This is a genomic window from Streptomyces sp. HM190, assembly GCF_009857135.1.
GTDB classification, from domain to species: Bacteria; Actinomycetota; Actinomycetes; order Streptomycetales; family Streptomycetaceae; genus Streptomyces; species Streptomyces heilongjiangensis.
Genome location: NZ_CP047318.1, coordinates 7,113,459 through 7,130,232 on the forward strand (window position 1 = coordinate 7,113,459; position 16,774 = coordinate 7,130,232).

11 protein-coding genes and 1 pseudogene are annotated in these 16,774 nt (G+C 71.7%); 8 read left to right on the forward strand and 4 right to left on the reverse strand.

Going from position 1 to position 16,774, the window contains the following annotated elements:
- Nucleotides 1-4: 4 nt before the first annotated feature.
- Nucleotides 5-374, forward strand: a pseudogene (locus tag GSY65_RS30425) (sensor histidine kinase); the annotation flags it as partial.
- A gap of 17 nt (nucleotides 375-391) precedes the next feature.
- Here the strand turns inward: GSY65_RS30425 and GSY65_RS30430 are convergent.
- Entirely contained in the window at nucleotides 392-1,528 is a 1,137-nt protein-coding gene (locus GSY65_RS30430) for a M23 family metallopeptidase (RefSeq protein ID WP_159774627.1), read from the reverse strand.
- Nucleotides 1,529-1,949: 421 nt separating this feature from the next.
- Between GSY65_RS30430 and GSY65_RS30435 the strand changes: the two genes are divergently transcribed.
- The gene (locus GSY65_RS30435; protein ID WP_159774629.1) at nucleotides 1,950-3,719 is read left to right on the forward strand and encodes a hypothetical protein; all 1,770 of its coding nucleotides are present in this window, start codon (nucleotides 1,950-1,952) and stop codon (nucleotides 3,717-3,719) included.
- Nucleotides 3,720-3,921: 202 nt separating this feature from the next.
- Nucleotides 3,922-5,070, forward strand: a complete 1,149-nt coding sequence (locus GSY65_RS30440) for an eCIS core domain-containing protein (RefSeq protein ID WP_159774630.1) — start codon at nucleotides 3,922-3,924, stop codon at nucleotides 5,068-5,070.
- A 466-nt stretch (nucleotides 5,071-5,536) separates the two neighbouring features.
- On the opposite strand, the gene GSY65_RS34150 is transcribed toward GSY65_RS30440, so the two are convergent.
- A complete protein-coding gene (locus GSY65_RS34150) occupies nucleotides 5,537-6,889 on the reverse strand; it encodes an eCIS core domain-containing protein (RefSeq protein WP_236580124.1) in 1,353 nt (450 codons plus the stop codon).
- Between the two features lie 153 nt (nucleotides 6,890-7,042).
- Between GSY65_RS34150 and GSY65_RS30450 the strand changes: the two genes are divergently transcribed.
- Both GSY65_RS30450 and GSY65_RS30455 read left to right on the forward strand, forming a co-directional pair.
- Entirely contained in the window at nucleotides 7,043-7,615 is a 573-nt protein-coding gene (locus GSY65_RS30450) for a TetR/AcrR family transcriptional regulator (protein WP_159774632.1), read from the forward strand.
- 121 nt (nucleotides 7,616-7,736) lie between these two features.
- Complete coding sequence (locus tag GSY65_RS30455; protein WP_236580125.1) at nucleotides 7,737-8,618, forward strand: SDR family NAD(P)-dependent oxidoreductase; 882 nt, start codon at nucleotides 7,737-7,739, stop codon at nucleotides 8,616-8,618.
- 31 nt (nucleotides 8,619-8,649) lie between these two features.
- On the opposite strand, the gene GSY65_RS30460 is transcribed toward GSY65_RS30455, so the two are convergent.
- Nucleotides 8,650-11,469, reverse strand: coding sequence for a helix-turn-helix transcriptional regulator (locus GSY65_RS30460; RefSeq protein WP_159774634.1), 2,820 nt, complete (start codon nucleotides 11,467-11,469; stop codon nucleotides 8,650-8,652).
- 154 nt (nucleotides 11,470-11,623) lie between these two features.
- On the opposite strand from GSY65_RS30460, the gene GSY65_RS30465 reads away from it, so the two are divergent.
- The 3 genes from GSY65_RS30465 (at nucleotide 11,624) to GSY65_RS30475 (ending at nucleotide 15,244) form a co-directional block, all read left to right on the forward strand.
- Nucleotides 11,624-12,307, forward strand: a complete 684-nt coding sequence (locus tag GSY65_RS30465) for a helix-turn-helix transcriptional regulator (protein WP_201452858.1) — start codon at nucleotides 11,624-11,626, stop codon at nucleotides 12,305-12,307.
- Nucleotides 12,308-12,476: 169 nt separating this feature from the next.
- Nucleotides 12,477-13,202 (forward strand): DUF4255 domain-containing protein, encoded by a 726-nt coding sequence (locus GSY65_RS30470; protein ID WP_159774636.1) that lies wholly within the window; start codon nucleotides 12,477-12,479, stop codon nucleotides 13,200-13,202.
- Nucleotides 13,199-15,244 carry an ATP-binding protein gene (locus GSY65_RS30475; RefSeq protein WP_159774638.1) on the forward strand — a complete coding sequence of 682 codons (2,046 nt, stop codon included), beginning with the start codon at nucleotides 13,199-13,201 and terminating at the stop codon, nucleotides 15,242-15,244. Before GSY65_RS30470 ends, GSY65_RS30475 begins: the two co-directional genes overlap by 4 nt.
- A 12-nt stretch (nucleotides 15,245-15,256) precedes the next feature.
- On the opposite strand, the gene GSY65_RS30480 is transcribed toward GSY65_RS30475, so the two are convergent.
- Complete coding sequence (locus GSY65_RS30480; RefSeq protein WP_159774640.1) at nucleotides 15,257-16,744, reverse strand: RICIN domain-containing protein; 1,488 nt, start codon at nucleotides 16,742-16,744, stop codon at nucleotides 15,257-15,259.
- Between the last annotated feature and the right edge of the window lie 30 nt (nucleotides 16,745-16,774).

The window sequence follows — 16,774 nt, forward strand, 5'->3', positions numbered from 1 at the left end:
GGGCGTCACGGTCACGGTCGCCGCATGGGACGCGCCCGACGTGTCTGCGGACCCTGTGCGACTCCGCCAGATACTCGGCAGCCTCGTCTCCAACGCGGTCCGTCACACCACGCCGACGACACCATCACGCTGAGCGCCCGGGGCGAGGGCCCCTCGGTGACCGTCGACGTGGCGGACACCGGTTCCGGGATTGCTCCGGGGCACCTGCCGCACGTCTTCGACCGCTTCTGGCGCGCGGACGAGTCCCGCAATCGCAGCATCGGCGGCAGCGGCCTCGGCCTGCCGATCGCACGCCAGCTCACCGGGGCGCACGGAGGCACGCTGACCGTCACCAGCGCCCCGCCCACGGCACCGTGTTCACGGTACGGCTGCCCTGACAGCGGCCCGGATCCTACCCGGTCGGTGCCCGCAGCCAGGGCATCGGGTCCACGTACTGCCCGTCCAGGAGAACCTCGAAGTGCAGGTGGGGCCCCGTGGACAGGCCCGTGGAACCGACCCGGCCGACCGGAGAGCCCACCGACACCGACTGCCCCGGGGTCACCAGGACCGCGGACAGCTGGCTGTAGGTCGTCTCCAGCCGTTTGCCCCCGATGGTTCCGTGGTGGATCACCACACGATTTCCATACGCGGGAGTCATTCCGGCGAACTCCACCCGGCCGGCGCGCGCGGCGGACACCAGCGCCCCTCGCGGCCCGCCGAAATCCGCTCCCGTGTGCAACTTGGTCACTCCGGTGAGCGGATGTTCGCGCGTCCCGAAGGCCGAGGTGACGGTGGGGGTGTGAAGGGGAGCGGACATGAGCGCCGAAGCGGTCGGGCCCCCGGTCGCTTCGGGGTTCTGCCGCACGAGCGACTCGTACTGCGCAAGCCGCGCCTCGACCTCGTCGAGGACATCACGGGCGGCGGCCGGAACCCCGCCCGCTCGGGCCACCGCGTCCGTACCCAGGGTGTGAGCGGCGAGAGTCAGGTCGACGAGGTCCCCGTTGACGGTGCCGCGTGTCCTGAGGGCGGTCACCTCTCGCACGAGCGAGCAGTCCTGTCGGCCCAGTGCCATGATCGCGTCCACCGGATCGTGTGGCGAGGAACGTCCGTTGCCGTCGTCGTCGCGGCCCCATTTCTTCCACTGGGCGTCGGTGAAGCGCGCGATGCCCTGCCGCGACACGCTCGGGGTGTCGTCGTTCCACCCGGAGAGCCGGTCGATCTGGGCGGCGAGAACCGCGGACGTGACCACCGGGCAGTCGTGGGTGGCCTCGCGCAGCCAGGGGACGTAGGAGCCGTTGACCTTGCCACCCACCGTGTCCGTGACGCCGGACCCACCGGACGGACCCGGGGACAGGTGATCGGTCCGCAGAGCCAGGAACGTCGACACTCCGGCCACCGCGACCAGGCTCGGCATGACGACGAGCGTGAAGGGGTCGGGGCCACGTCGGCGCGGACGTCGATCGGCACGATCGGCACGACTCGGCGCGCCTTCGCCGACCGCTGGTTCGTCCGCGTCCTGTTCCTTGACGAGGAAAGTACCTTCCGTCACGCTCCGAGCCTAGCGATCAAGCGCCGCCGCATCACAGGACCCTGCGGTCAAGGCCATTGCCCCAACGCGCACCCGCCACGGGACTCCCCGGCCTCTCACGCGAGGGAGAGCAGGCTCGACGCGTCGGCGCCGTGCAACACGGTCCGGGATCCGGGCCCGATGGCGGTCGGCGCCGGCCCGTGACTCCGTACCCTGCCCGATCCCGCTGCCACGCACCCGGCACAGGCGGGTGTGCCGGGTCCGCTGCCCTTTCGTGAGGACCGTTCGGCCCACCACACGGCACGCTGATACGTCCGCCCGGACCTTCCGTCGTCCACCGCGCGAAAGGCAGATTGCCGTGGGGTTCTCCCGGGCTGCCCGGGGTCGTCACACGCGACACCCCTCAGCGCCCTTGACCGTCGCACCGAGGAGAGACCGGACGTTGCCCACACACCACCGGGCCCCTGCCAAGGCGGACGCCTCGGGCGCCGCAGCCGCGCGCGGGTGCAAGAGGTCCTCCGTCCCGACGAGGGCACGGGCCGTGCTCGCCCTGCAGCAGAGCGCGGGCAACGCGGCCGTCAGCCGTGCGGTGACCGTCCAGCGGGCACCGGGCGGCGCACAGCAACAACGACCGCAGCAGCAACCCCCACCACAGGTGCCCGGCCAGATCGCCCCGCTGATCGCCAGACTCGAACGCGATCTGAGGACCTACGACGGGTTCCGCCTTCATCACGAGAGGGCCATCGTGAGCGGGGACTACTGGAACAGCAGGACTCCGGAAAACCTGCTCACGTGGTGCACGCACATCCAGCAGCTCTTTCAGCAGCTCGACGCCTGGAGAGCCGCCGATCCCGCGGTCGAGCGGTGGTACACCGCCTCCCCGGCGCTGCCCCCCGCGCGCGGCCAGATCGCAGGCCACCTCAAGCGCTACACCGAACAGACACAGAACTACGGCTACTTCCTGATGTACCACTTCGGACGGATGTGGCACGAACCGCAGATGCGGGGACAGCGATTCAACGGCTCCTATCTCGGCCACTTCGCGTCCCTGTCCGCCGAGACCAGACATACCCTGGAGACCGACCTCGACGTGAACGCCGAGCGGGTGCAGCACCACCTCGGCGGCTCCCAGGACCCGTCATGGGTGGACAGCAAGCGCGCGGAGATCGAGGCCTGCCTGCGGCGGTGTGTGCTGCGGCACTACTCACCGGCCGACCGCGTCGAGAGCATCATGGGCACAGCGCAGGCCCCCCGGCCGCATCCCGCCCTGAAGTCAGCCGCGATCCTGGAGAAGGAGCCGACGCCGTTCCAGCACAACACCGGCGGCTTCGATTTCGCGGACCTGACCAATCACGGTTTCGTCTTCTTCTACATCGAGCAGGCTGGTGCGGGTTTCCGCGGCAGCCGCTTCGGCGGCCCCGATCCCGCCCGCATCACCCTCCCCATCAGCATGCTGGAACAGTTCAACGGCTGGGTGATGCAGAACGACTTCCTCGACCGGGAGTTCCCCACCATCCGCGCCACCGATCAAGGGGAGATGCTCTCCTACACCCGCAAGCCGGACGCCGCACAGAAACAGGACGCATATCTTTCGGTTCCGGCCAAGTCCCCCGAGGGACAACTGAAGAACGCGGTGCACGAGACCAAGGCGCTCTACGCAGCTGCCGAGGAGCGTGTCCAGCGGGTGGCCAAGACCTCCGAGCAGGTGGGTCGGCTGGCCGAGCTGGGAGGCAAACCTGACGTCCTGATCAGGAAAATGCGGCAGCTCATGCGGCAGGAGAAGGCGCTGCGGGACGAAGTGGCGAAGATCGACCAGACGAAACTTGGCGAACTGCAGCAGCGACGCGCGAGCGCTCTCGACACCTCCAAGAAGTACTCGCGCCACGTGCGCATCCACCGGCCGGCCGACACGCCGGCGATGACCGGGCACACCGAGTACCCCGGTCCCGCGAGCCGGACCGTCCGCGAGGAGAGGGCCCGGTCGAACGTGCTCGTCGGCGGCGACATCATCCCGGGGCTGGCCCAGCGCTGTGTCGTCGAGATCGCCCGCATCCAGCGCCAGCAGCCGGCTGTGGGCGCCCGGCTCCGCGCCATGTCGGGCGACGAGCTGATCAACGTGCTGCTCAAGGACTTCGTCCGGCCACAGGCGATGCTGCAGAAGACGGTCCCCTTCACCCGCGCGGACGTCGAGTTCAAGAACCCGCGCCCCTGAGAGGGCGTTCCGGCCGTCTCCTGTCGCGACCTCGTTCGGTTCGGGTGCGGAAGCCTTGGCGGGTGAGGCATCCGATGCGGCTGCGGGTGACGTTCACAGCCGGGTTGCCAAGTCGACGAGAGGTTCCGCAGTTCGTGGACCCGGACTGCATGGACTCCCTCCGGAGTCCGGGAAGACCGTGCAGACCAACCGAGGAAGGCACATGTACGCAACAGACAAAGACGAGAACACCGCCAAGGCCGCACCCGGGGGCGTCCCCCACCGCCGCCCCGAGACTCAGGACGGCAGACCGCCGCTCCACGCGCTGCAGCGCAGTGCGGGCAACGCCGCGGTCGTCCAGTTCCTCCGCCGGTCCGACGGCGCCCAAGGGCAGAATCGCCACCGGCACGGGGCCGGTTGCGGCCACTGGACAGCACAGCCCGAGATCCAGCGCGCCGCCGTCCACGATGTCCTGCGCGAGGGCGGCCGTCCCCTGGACGACGCCACCCGCAGCGACATGGAAGCACGGCTCGACGCCGACTTCTCCGACGTCCGTATCCACACCGGCGGCGCCGCCCAGGCGTCCGCGGCGGAGCTGGGTGCCCGTGCCTACACCTCCGGCAACCACGTGGTCATCGGGGCCGGCGGCGCGGACAAGCACACCCTGGCCCATGAGCTGACCCACGTCATCCAGCAGCGCTCGGGCCCCGTGGCCGGCACGGACCGCGGCGACGGACTGCGCGTGAGCGATCCGTCCGACCGCTTCGAACGTGAGGCCGAGGCGAACGCCGTCCGTGCCCTGTCCGGGAGCGTACCGGTGAGCCGTGCGGTGCAGCGGGCCGATGCCGCGTCGGCGCGAGCCGACGGGGCGCCGCAGGTGCAGCGGATGGAAATGATCAAGAAGCAGGTCAGCGCCGCAGTGAGCATCTTCGGGCTCCGCAGGGACGAGGTCGCTCCTGGCACCCCCCGTCAGAAGGCTGCCCAGTACATCCGCGACATGCTGAAGGAGCAAGGGCTCGAGGGTAAGGACACGGTGGGCTCGAGTGTCGCCGATGCCATCGACGGCATCAGGACGGTGGCGGGTGAACACGGGGCCCGGGACATCCACACCGTGTTCATGCGGCCCGAAATGGCGGAGCTGTACGCGATCCCCAACAACGACCCGCGCGCGAAGGAGGCACACGAGAAGATCGCCGAGCAGGAGCTGGCGTACTGGCGGGCGCAGCACCAGGCGAAGCCGACGAGGGGCACACAGATCGCGATCGGCGTGGACGTAAAGACCCGTGCGGGCCTGCAGAGAACGGTCGGCGGCACCACCTCGTACATGCGCCAGTTCCAGGAAGCCTTCCGCAAGGACATGGGCGACGAATGACCGTGGCCGTTCGAGGCGCCGGACGGCGACGAGGAGTCGTTGCCGGTCGCGGAACTGTCCGAACGGCCACCTGGTTCTGCGCGGATGGCGTCCCGCCGGGTGGTGTAGCCGATCAACGGACCGGAACTCGCAGGCCACGCCGGGTACTTCGACCGGCTGGGGCACTCCCGGCGCCTGATCGGGCCACTTCGCGTGCCGGGCCAACGGGGAGATCAGCGCGAGCCGGGTACCGGAGGGCGAAGCGCATGATCGCCTACACCACCTCGCGGGACGCGACCTCTGCGCGATTCGCTCCTTCGTCGCGCGGGTGCGATGTCCTCCGGTGCTCGGCTGCCGCCCCCGGCGGCGACGAACAGCAGGGTCACGGACATCGACCGCGCACTCGGATCCAGCACCCGTGACGAGGCCGCCCCCACGGCCGAGGCTGTTCGGCGGAATCCGAGGCTGCTGATGCACCGCTACGCCGTCACCGGGCACCCTGCTTGTTCTTCCTGTTGTGCTTCTTGATGCCGGAGTGCAGGTCATTGGGGTTGTTCGGCACCAACAGGTTTCGGCCGGGCGGGCTGTGGCCGGTGGCGGCCCTGTGTACCCCGATTGCGAAGTCGGTGCAGTTGTAGCGCATCAGGTTGTATTCCCGGTTCTGGTTCTCCTGGATATACTTCTGGGCTTTCGAGAACTGTTTCTGCGTGAGGGGCACCGACAGTTCGGTGGTCGCGTCTCTCGGATCGTCATAGTCCGTCCTTACTTCCCCGGGAACGCTCTGGTGCGGCGCGTCCTGATTGATCTCTCCATTCTTGGGGTAAAAGCCCGCAGAGAACTCGAACTTGTTGTCCTTGTAGAACGCTACCCAGGAGTGACCGACCCGCTGAAAGTAGTTCGCGTCACGGAAACTGGCATTCTTTCGCACCAGAACGCGCAACGTGATGAGGCCGTCCCCGGCCTCCTGCTCCTGCTCCTGCTGCGCAGCCTCCGTCCGGGGTCCGCCTGCCGACTCCCCGGCCACCGGCACCCGGATCCTGCTGAGCCCGCCTTCCTCGTTCCACTCCCAGCCAGGCGGTGGCGCGACGCGCTGACCGGCCGCGGCCGCGTCGGCCCAGTCGGGCACCCGTTGGACGACCTGAGCGGCGGCGGGCACGACAGCACCGGCTCCGCGCCGCACGGGCTGCGCCGTGAACTCCTCGCCGGCGTGTGCCGGAGCGGTCCTGATCCGCTGCACGGGCGCCGCCTCGGTGGGCGCGGGGCCGGACATGACACGGCGGGCGTTCTCCTCCGCAGCGCGCTCGAAGCGGTCGGAGGGGTCCGAGACGCTGAGTCCGGAGCCGTTGTCGGTCCCCGCGACCGGTCCTTGACGCTGTTGGACGACGTGCGTCAGCTCATGGGCCAGGGTGTGCCGGTCCGCACCGCCGGAACCGATGACGATGTGGTTGCCGGAGGTGTAAGCGCGGGCCCCCACGTCGGCCGCTGAACGCTGGGCGGCCGGCCCGGTGTGCAGCCGTACGTCGGAGAAGTCCGCCCCGAGACGGGCTTCCATGTCGGTGCGGGTGGCGGGGTCGAGCGGCTGCCCAGGGGCGCGCAGCACACTCTGCACCGTCCGCTGGACGGACATCCGGGCCGTCCCTGTGTCTGCCGCACGGTCCGTGCGGATCGTCCGCGCGACAGCGGCATTGCCGGCCGACCGCTGGAGGTGGTGCAGGACCGCGGAAATCGTGGGCGGCGAACCGCCCGCTCCGGCCGTCGGACGACCGGCGGTGGGCGGGACGGCGGAACGCGAGGAGGCGCGGTCCAGCGCCTCCTCGCGATGCGAATGCTGCACTGCCACTGATGCTCCCGGGCCCGCGCGGACATGACCGACCACCAACATCGACCGAATGTCTCTGCGTGCCCAGAGCCGAGGGGCCAGGAATTCGCGCAGCCCGGTGCCGAAGGAGGGGCAGCCGACTCTCATGGCCGGGTGCCCGCCTATGCTGGGGACGTGGCGGCGAGATCGAGGCAGGGGACGGGGCTGCGGCCCGATGCCGCGCGCAATCGGGCCCGGATTCTGCAGGTCGCCCGTGAGCGAGTCGCCGCTGGTGACAACTCGCTGCAGCTGAACGTCATCGCCCGGCTCGCCGGGGTGGGCGTCGGCACGGTCTACCGGCACTTCCCCGACCGCCACGCTCTGATCGAGGCGCTCTCGGTGGAACGCTTCCGGGAACTGGTGGAACAGGCGCGGGCGGCGTCCTCGGCCGAGGACGCGCTGGAGGGGCTGCGCGGACTGCTGCGGTTCACGCTCGACCTCGCTCTGGACGATCCCGACTTCGCGACCGTGCTGTCGTCCGCGGGCGACGCGCGCGCCCGGACCTCGCAGATGAAGGCCGAGCTCGATGAGGCGGTAGCCGTTCTGCTCGACCGGGCCCGGCTGGCCGGTGTGATCCGGGGCGGTGTCGAGGCGGACGATGTGCGCCGCCTGCTGTGCGGTGTGGAGCACGCGGTGCGCTCCGGGGAAGGGGAACGCCGCGAGCTGTATCTCGGGGTTCTGCTGGAAGGGCTCCGCCCGCCGCGCTGACACCGCGGCAGTCGTCCCCGGCGTCCTCACACGCAAACGGATACTAATCCGGTTGCTGTAGCATGCCCACGAAAAAACGGATAGCTATCCGATTCCATGGGGCCACGCAGGGAGCAGATCCATGAGCAGATCCATGAGCGCGCGGGCAGTGGTGACGGCGGGTACCGGAGGCATCGGGCTGGAGACGGCGAAAGGCCTCGCGGAGCGCGGGTACGCCGTCACCGTGGTCGGCCGCGACGCCGAGCGCGGTGCGCGCGCCGTCGAGGAAGTGGCGTCGGTCGCGACCGCAGCGGCGCCATGCTTCGTGGCGGCCGACCTCGCCTCACTGGAGGAGGTGCGGGCCCTGGCCGGGCGACTGGCCGCCGAGGGCCCCTTGCGGGTGCTCGTGAACAACGTCGGCGCGATGTTCGACCGGCGCCGCCAGAGCGTCGACGGTGTCGAGGCGTCCTTCGCCGTCAACCATCTCTCGCCCTACCTGCTGACCGAACTGCTGCTGGAGCAGTTGCGGGCGGGCGCACCGAGCCGGATCGTCAACGTCACCTCCGGCGCGGTCGGCCTTGCCAACCGCACCTTCGATTCCGTGGAACCGCCGGGCGGCTACTACGGGTTCCACTGGTACGGCCGGGCCAAGCTCGCCCATCTCGTCTACACCCTGTATCTGGCCGAGAGCCTTCGCGGCACCGGGGTGACGGTCTTCGCCGCGGACCCGGGCGGCGCCGCGACCTCCATGACGAACGGCACCATGACCTCACCGAGGATCGTCTCCCCGCCGCTGCGTCTGCTGTGGCCACTGGTACGCCGGAAGTTCGAACGCTCCACGGCCGGCCCCGCCTCCCTGGCCGCCCGGTCGTCCGTCTTCGCAGCCACTGACGCGTCCCTCGACGGGCGGACCGGGGTGCTCATCGGGCCCGGGGCCGCGCCGGTGCCCGTGCCACGCGGCGCCCGAGACCCACGGGCCGTCGAGAACGTCCTCAGGCTCAGCCGGCAACTGGCTCCCCGGTGAGGCGGCGGGGCCGGTATCCCCGCCGCTCCCGTCAGCGAACGGCCCGCAGCCCGACTCCCCTGCCGGTGTCCACCAGCAACTGGTCCAGCGCGCCGGACAGTTCCGTGCGTCGTCGGATGCCGAGTTTGCGGTAGGCGTTGGTCAGATGGGTTTCGACGGTGCGCCGAGCCAGGTGCAGGAGCTCGCCGATCTCGGCGTTCGTGCGGCCTGCCGCGGCGAGTTCGACGATGCGGCGTTCGCTGTCGGTCAGTGCGGCCTGCCCGCCGGGCGGTGCGGTGCGGCGGCGGGCGCCGCACTCGCGCAGGGCGTTCTCGGCCAGGCCGCGAAGGCGTACCGCGCCGATGCGTTCGGCTCGGTCCGCCGCTTCGCGCAGCGGGTCACGGGCCCGGGTCCGCTCCCCGGCTGCGGCCAGTTGACGGCCCTGGGCGACCAGTGCCTGGATCAGGTCCGTCGCGGCCGGGGTGTCCCGCAGTAACCGCACCGCCCGGTCGGTCAGTTCGAGGCCGTACCGGCCCCCGGTGGCGGTGCCCAGAACGCGCAGGCAGCGGCCCAGCCTGCGCGGCGTGTTCCAGACCTCGGCGAATCCCATCTCCTCCTGGGCCAGCGCGACGGCGTCGTCGGTTCTGCCCAGGGTCAGCAGGCATTCGGCCGCGGCGGTCCGCCAAGGGGTGACGATCGGGCTCACCACGTCCCGGGCCGACTGGCGCCGCCCGCACTCCTGGAAGTCCTCGAGCGCGCCGACCGGGTCGTCGCACGCCGCGCGCAGGCGCCCCCGCGCGAAGTGCAGGGCGGGCCGTTCCCACGAGTCGGGTGCGTCCCTCGGGTCGCAGCGGTCCGCGAGCGCGACGGCCTGCTCCAGACAGCCGGTTTCGGCCAGGGCGACGATGGTGAGAGACTCCGTGTGCCCGGGCCTTCCCGCGGCGCCGGGGCCGGCGGCCCGACGTGAGTCGAGTTCGGCCAGGAGGCCCGGGTAGTCGCCGCGTGCGGCGAAGATCTCCGCCTGGATGTCCAGGAGGGTGGAGTGCACGGGATGCAGGAGCGAGGCACGCTGCTCGGCCAGGCCGCGCCGGACCAGGCGCTCCGCCTCGTCCAGTTCGTCGGCCCACAGGGCGACGACCGCGGCCGCCGCGATCAGAACGGCTTGGGCCAGGGGATCGACGGGCTCCCGCAGCATGTCCCGGACCCGGGCCAGTGCGGTCCTGGCCGAGAGCAGCCCGGCGGTCGACTCGTACTGCGTCGCCAGCGCCCGCCCGGCCGGATCCGCCGACTCGGGCGCGCGCGCGGCCTCTGCACGGAACCGGCCGTACACCTCGCGCCGTAGGGCCTGGTCCCGGTCGGACACCAGCATGGACACGCTCCGCAGCGCGGCTGCCAGCCCCGGCTCGGCCGCCAGACTCTCCTCCACGGAGGCCAGCGCGGTCAGAGCCGCCCGCACCTCTCCCCGTCCGGCCAGTGCTGTGCCGAGTGCGATCGCCGAGCGAGCCCGGTCGCGGGGCTCGTCGGACAGCCGGGTGGCCTCGGTGAGCCGGGGTATGCCGGCCGCCGGGAAGGCCGCGTATTCGAGGGACCCCAGCTGGGTGAGGACGGTGGCCTGCCGGGCCGGTGGCAGTGCCTCGCCCAGCGCGCGGCGCAGGAGGGCGACGGCGTCGGCGGTACGGCCCTTACCGACCGCACGCGCCGCGGCGTCCAACAGGACATCGGCGGCCCAGGCGCCGACGGGCGCGGGCGCCGACAGCAACTGCCCCGCCACGGCCTCGGTACTCGCGCCGTGGCGCAGCATCGCTTCTGCCGCCCTGCTGTGGGACGCGCCTCGCATGTCGCCGGACCAGCCGCTCAGCACCGCGTCACGCAGCAGGGGGTGGGCATAGCGGGGGCGCCCCTCCGGGTCGGGACGCAACAGCCCCAGGTGGGTCATGGCGGTGAGCCAGCCGCGGACCCTGGAGGGATCCGAGTCCGTCATCCCGGCGAGCAGGCCTCCGTCGCCGTCCTCGTGGCCGCCGTCGGGACCGTTCACGACGGCGAGCGCCCGCGCGACCTCCGTGGATTCGGCGCCGGCGCACTCCAGCCACCAGGAGACGGCCGCCGGGAAGGCGCCCGGATACAGGGCGGCACACGACTCCGGAAGACCTGCTGCACTCGGGCCCTGCCCGCGCAGGTCGTCCAGCAGCGCCCGCAGGAACAGCGGGCTGCCCGCGCCGGCCCGCACCACGTCGTCCACCCAGGCATCGGGAGCCGCGCCGTCGACGGCCGAACGGACCAGCCGCGCCGACGCGCTCGCGCGGAGCGGGGCCAGGGTGTGGGTGCGGACGACGCCGGGCGGGAGCGCGCGGTCCAGGCCGGGGTCGGGCGGCCCGACGTCGTACTGGCTGCGCTCGGTCGCCACCAGCAGCACCGGCAGGCGCTCCACCAGCCGGGCCGCTTCGACGAGCCAGCCGCGCGAGGTGCTGTCGGCCAGGTGGACGTCGTCGATGGCCATGAACAGCGGTGCCGCTTCCGTCCAGGTGAGCAGGGCACGCCACAGGCGCGCGGCCCGTTCCCGGTGCGCGGCCGGATCGGTACTGCCGGCGTCCGCGGGATCCAGGACGGGGTACGCCAGCTCCGGGCTATCGCTGAGCAGTTGGCACACCGCGGTCAGCGGGGCGAGCGGCTCGGTCGAGCAGCGCACCCGCAGCACCTGCATGCCCCGGGCGGCGGCGTGCCGGGCCGCCGCTTCGAGGAGAGCGCTGCGGCCGGTGCCGGTGGCGCCCTTCAGCAGCACCAGGCGCCCTGAGCCGGAGCAGGCACGCCTTGCCTCCGCGGCCACTGTCGCGAGGCCCGCCTCACGCTCGAGAAGGGGCTCCGGTACCGGCATGACTGCCTCCTGCGGTCGTGGACGTGCCGTGGTGGACACATCGAGCGCCTCGTGGTTCTCCACGATTGTCCGTGCGCGGCAGGTACAGAAATGTTTCACCCGTCATGAAATCTGTAAGGCAGATCACAGAGGAGCATGGAGCGAAGTGAGCGGCATGTCGGGCACCTCGGACACCGGTTCGGCCGGGACCACGGGCAGGGAACCGGACGGTCCCGGGTACCGGATCGGCGTCGTGGTCCACGCGCGGGACCCCATCTCCGCGGCGGGGACGGTCAGTCAGCTGCGGCAGCATCCGGTGATCGACCTTCGTGACGAGGCCCGGCCCGGAGCCGGGGCCGTGGCCGTGCTGGTCGAGGAGGCACCGGACGAGACGACCTTCGCGCGGCTGCGCCGACTCGTGCGCGGAGAGGGCGCCCGCACCGTCCTTGTGGTGAGCGCGCTTCGGGAGAGTGAACTCCTCGCGGTCATCGAGTGCGGTGTCGGAGCCGTCGTCTGGCGTCACGAGGCGACTGCACAGCGGCTGTTGCAGGCCGTCATCGCGGCGTCGCAGGGCGACGGCGACCTGCCCGCCGATCTGCTCGGCCGGCTGATGAGCCAGGTGCGAACGCTCCAGCGCTGCGTCGCGGGAAACACCGGCGCCCGCGTGACGGGGCTGACGGCACGCGAGGCGGACGTCCTGCGGCTGGTCGCCGAGGGACTGGACACCACGGAGATCGCCGCCAAGCTCGCGTACTCCGAACGTACCGTCAAGAACGTGGTGCACGGGCTGACCACCCGCCTCCACCTGCGCAACCGGGCGCATGCCGTCGCCTATGCCCTGCGGGAGGGTTTCATCTGACCGCGAGGGCAACGACGCACGGCCGCCCGGACACGCCGCTCCACCCCGGCATCGTCCCTCCCGTGCCTGGGCGACTGGGGCGCGGACGCGAAGAATCGGACGCACACGCCCGTTCGGCGGACTCGACGGAGCGGCATGGCGGTACCTGAGCCAGGAACGGGAGACGACGGTGATCCACGAGGTGGACGAGGTCATCGAACGGCTGCTTAAAGGGGGCGCGTTGGCCGGTTCCGGCATCGACGTCTCCTTCGAGGCCCCGACCCGCGACTGGACCGCCCGACGCAACACCACCGCGGTCAACGCCTACTTGTACGACATCCGTGAGGACGTGCGGCGGCGGCACCGCGGCTCGGCCCCGGTCGAGGACGGCCGGGGAATCGTGCTGAAGCGGCGCCAGCCGCCGCGCTGGTTCCGGCTGTCGTACCTCGTCACGGCCTGGACGAAGCAGCCGAAGGACGAACACCGACTGCTCTCGGCAGTGTTGGCGACCCTGCTTCCCCGTGAGCTCATGCCCGCCGACGAACTTCCAGGCGCGCTGGGTAAGTTGGGCTTGTCGATGCCCCTCACGGTCGCCGGTCTCCAGACCGAGGCGCGGTCGTTGGCGGAGATCTGGTCCGCGCTCGGCGGTGAACTCAAGCCGTCCCTGGACCTGGTGGTGACCGCGCCGTTCCCGGCCTATCCCGAGTACGACGTCGGGCCACCGGTCACGGAGGGTGCCGCCGTGCGGGTACGCGCGGTCGACGGCGGCGCTGAGGACTCGCCGGAGCGGCGGCACCGGCCGCGCCAGGTGGCGCAGGCCGTGGCGGCCAGGGCGGCCGCACGTGGCCTGCCGGGCGAACACGGGTCGAACGCGGCGGCGGCCGGCCACCCGGATCCGGAGCGGGCACAGAAATGACCCCGTACACCTCCGCGCCCTCCGAAGACGCGCCGCCGTACTCCGGCGACCCCGTACCGGACGTCTCCCGCGCGCTGCTCGCCCGGCTGGACCTGATCCGCGACCGGGCCGCCGTGCTGGTGGAGCGGCGCAGCGCCACCGACCCCACCGCGGGCGACCCACTGCGCGGCATGTACCTCACCGAGGACGCGGTAAGGCACCTGCTGGGTCGCGCCGACGCGGAGCCGGCCGACAGCCGGGGCGCGGCGGAGCCTGCGGACGCGCCGACCCCCGCGGCCACGACGGCGGCCGCCGACCGGCTGGCGCTCCTCGTGGAGCGGCACGCGCTCACCGAACTGGACACCGCCCTGCTCCTGATCGCCCTGGCGCCCGATGTCGACCGCGTCTTCGAGGCGCTGTACGGATACCTGAACGACGACGTGAGCCGCCGCCGAGCCACCACCGGACTCGCTCTCGACGTGTGCGGGGCACCCGTGCACCTGGCGTGGGCCCGGGCCAGGTTCCATCCGTCGGCCCCGCTGCGCGCGCTCGGACTGGTCGAGGTCGAGGAACCGGAACGGCCCTTCCTCAGCCGGACGTTGCGCGTCCCCGACCGCCTCGTGGCTCATCTGCTGGGCGACGACACCCCGGACGCCGCCCTCGCCGCGTACCTGCGCCCGCTCGACGAGCCCTCGGGCCCCTACGACGAGGAGTTCACCCACAAACTCGCCGCACGCCTGAGCGCCGGCCCAATGGTCGCCTACCTGCGCGAACGCCGCCCGGGTGACGGACCGGCCCTCGCCGCGGCGGCCCTGCGCGCGGCGGGACTCGACGCCCTCCACGTCATCCACTCCGGTGATGTGCCGCGCCCGGCACTGCTCCGCGAGGCCCGGCTGCGCCGCTGCGCCCTCGTCGTGTCAGAACTCCCCGACGATCCGGCCCCACTGATACGGGAGTTGACCACCCCCGACATCCCGGTGCTGTTCGTCGGCGAGCGGCCCTACGATCCCCAGTGGTGCGACCGCGACCCACTGGTCCTGGAGGTGCCGCGCCGCTCGGCGGGGGCCGGGGCCGAGTGGTCGGCCGCGCTCGGCGAGCCACCGGCGTTCGACCTGGCGGCGGCCGTGGCGCCGTACCGTCTCGGCGCCGACGGGATCGCCCGGGTCGCGCGAGCCGCGCGGGAAGTCGCCGCGTTCGAGGGCACCCCCATGACCGCAGCCCACCTGCGCCTCGCCGCCCGCCAGCAGTCCGCGTCCGGTCTGGAGCGGCACGCCCGCCGGATCAGGCCCGACGTCGGCTGGGCGGACCTCGTCCTGCCGGACCAGCCGCTGGCCCAGCTGCGTGAACTGGCCCTGCGCGCCCGCCACCGCGACCGGGTCCTCGGCGACTGGCGGCTCAGCGCGGGCGGCGGGCGGGGCCGCGGCGTGCTGGGGCTCTTCGCCGGCGAGTCCGGCACCGGAAAGACGCTGTCGGCCGAGGTCGTCGCCGCCGAACTGGGCCTCGACCTCTACGTCGTCCAGCTCTCCTCGACCGTCGACAAGTACGTGGGCGAGACCGAGAAGAACCTGGAGCGGATCTTCACCGAGGCCGACCGCACCGACGCCGTCCTGCTGTTCGACGAGGCCGACGCCGTCTTCGGCCGACGCTCCGAGGTCAAGGACTCGCACGACCGCTACGCCAACATGGAGAGCGCCTATCTGCTGCAGCGCCTGGAGTCGTTCGACGGTATCGCGCTGCTGACCACCAATCTGCGGGCCAACATCGACGAGGCGTTCACCCGGAGACTGGACCTGGTAGTCGACTTCCCGTTCCCCGACGCGCGGCAGCGACTGGCGCTGTGGCGGCACAGCCTGGCCGGGGTGCCGTGTGCGGCGGACGCCGACCCGGGCGGGTGCGCCCGCGACTTCGAGCTGGCCGGCGGGTCGATCCGCAGCGCCGTCGTCACCGCGGCCTACGCAGCCGTCGGCCGCGGAGAACCGGTCACCACGGCCGACCTGCTGGAGGGGGCCCGCCGCGAGTACCGCAAGGCGGGCCGCCTGGTGCCGGGGGAGGGCGGCTGGTAGCGGACGCGGTCCTCAGGGGTGGACGATCGTCCAGTTCGGGACGGTCGGGTTGACGATCTGCCACCTCTGGGCCTCGCCCTCGACGCAGTCCCTGATGACGAGCCTGTCGGGGTTCCCCGCGACGCTGGTGCCCCCCATGTCCAGGCAGGAACCGTGGCTGGCGAAGTTGCGGATCCAGTAGGTGTCCTCGTCCTGTTGGTCGAGCCACCACAGCTGGTTGTCCTCGGTGGTTCCGTTGCAGCCGTACGTGAACACCGCGCTGGCCGCGGGCTTGGCCCCCGTCCCGTTGAGGTCCATGCAGAGCCGGCCCCTGACCTGGCGTATCTGGAAGAGGGCGGTGTCCCCGGGGCCGCCCTTCGGTTGCACCACCTCGACGTTCCAGCGTTCGTTCTTCCCGGAGCCCGGGTCGCAGGTGTTCACCGTGACCAGATCGCCCCGCTCGGGCTCGGCGACGCCCGGGACGTCCGCGCACCGCTTGACCGACCTGAGTCTGAGCAGGACGTTCTTCACGGTCCGCTGGCCGGTCTCCTCCTCGGCGGTCGGGGAGGTGGCTTCGCCTCCGCCGCTTCCCCCGCCTTCCTTGCCGCCGCCTCCGCCTTTGCCGCCCTGCGGGGCGTCGTCGGGAGCCTCCTCCAGCGGCGGTTCGGCGGTCGGCTCCGAGCCGGGCGGCGAAGGCTCGCCGGCCACGTCGGTCTTCTCGGCGTCGGGCGGTGGCAGGGTGCTGACGCCGGCTTTCTGGAGCTGCTCCACGGCCGCGGTGCGGACCTGCGGTTTGTACGCGATCCAGAGCATCACGAAGGTGATGACCAGGGCCAGGGCGACGCCCAGGGAGGTGGCGAGCCAGCCGGGCAGGAACCCCCGCTGGACATAGGTGCCGTCGACCTCCAGCGGCGTCGTCCCCGACCGTTGCACGGTCAGCGTGTAGGGACGCCGCTGCTTCGAGCCGAACCAGATGATCTGGCGCGGCTTGAGCGTCGCCCGCACGAACGCGGCACGGCCCGGCTCGATCTGCACGTTGCCCGGAACGATGTCGTACGACAGTTCGTCACCGTTGTCGCCACCGCTGACGGACGCCGTCAGGGAGGTGTTGCCGAGATTGTCGACGGCGAGCCTGGGCCGTCCGCGGAGGCGGCCCTTGACGGTGGGCGGCACCAGCTCCGCGTGGACCTCGCTGAACGGGGTGATGGTGAGGTTGCCCTCGGGGACGGTGACCGCCTCGGGATGCTCGGTCGGCGTGATGCGTACGGCGTACGGGTTGGGGCCCGCTGTCGCGTCGGGTGTGCGCGGCGGCGCGAACGTCAGCTCCACCGTCCCCGTGGTCCCTGGATAGAGCCGGAGCGTCGCCGGTTCCACGGTCGTCCACGGTGCGGTGTCGCCGACCGCCTCGAAGCGGTACTCGTCGACGACGTCACCGGTGTTGCGCAGCCGCAGCCGCACGGTGGTGGTGCTGCCCGGGTCCACGGTTGCGGAGGCGGGTTCCAGGGAAGTCCATAGGCTCACGCAGCGACGCTACGCGGACGCACCGAGCGC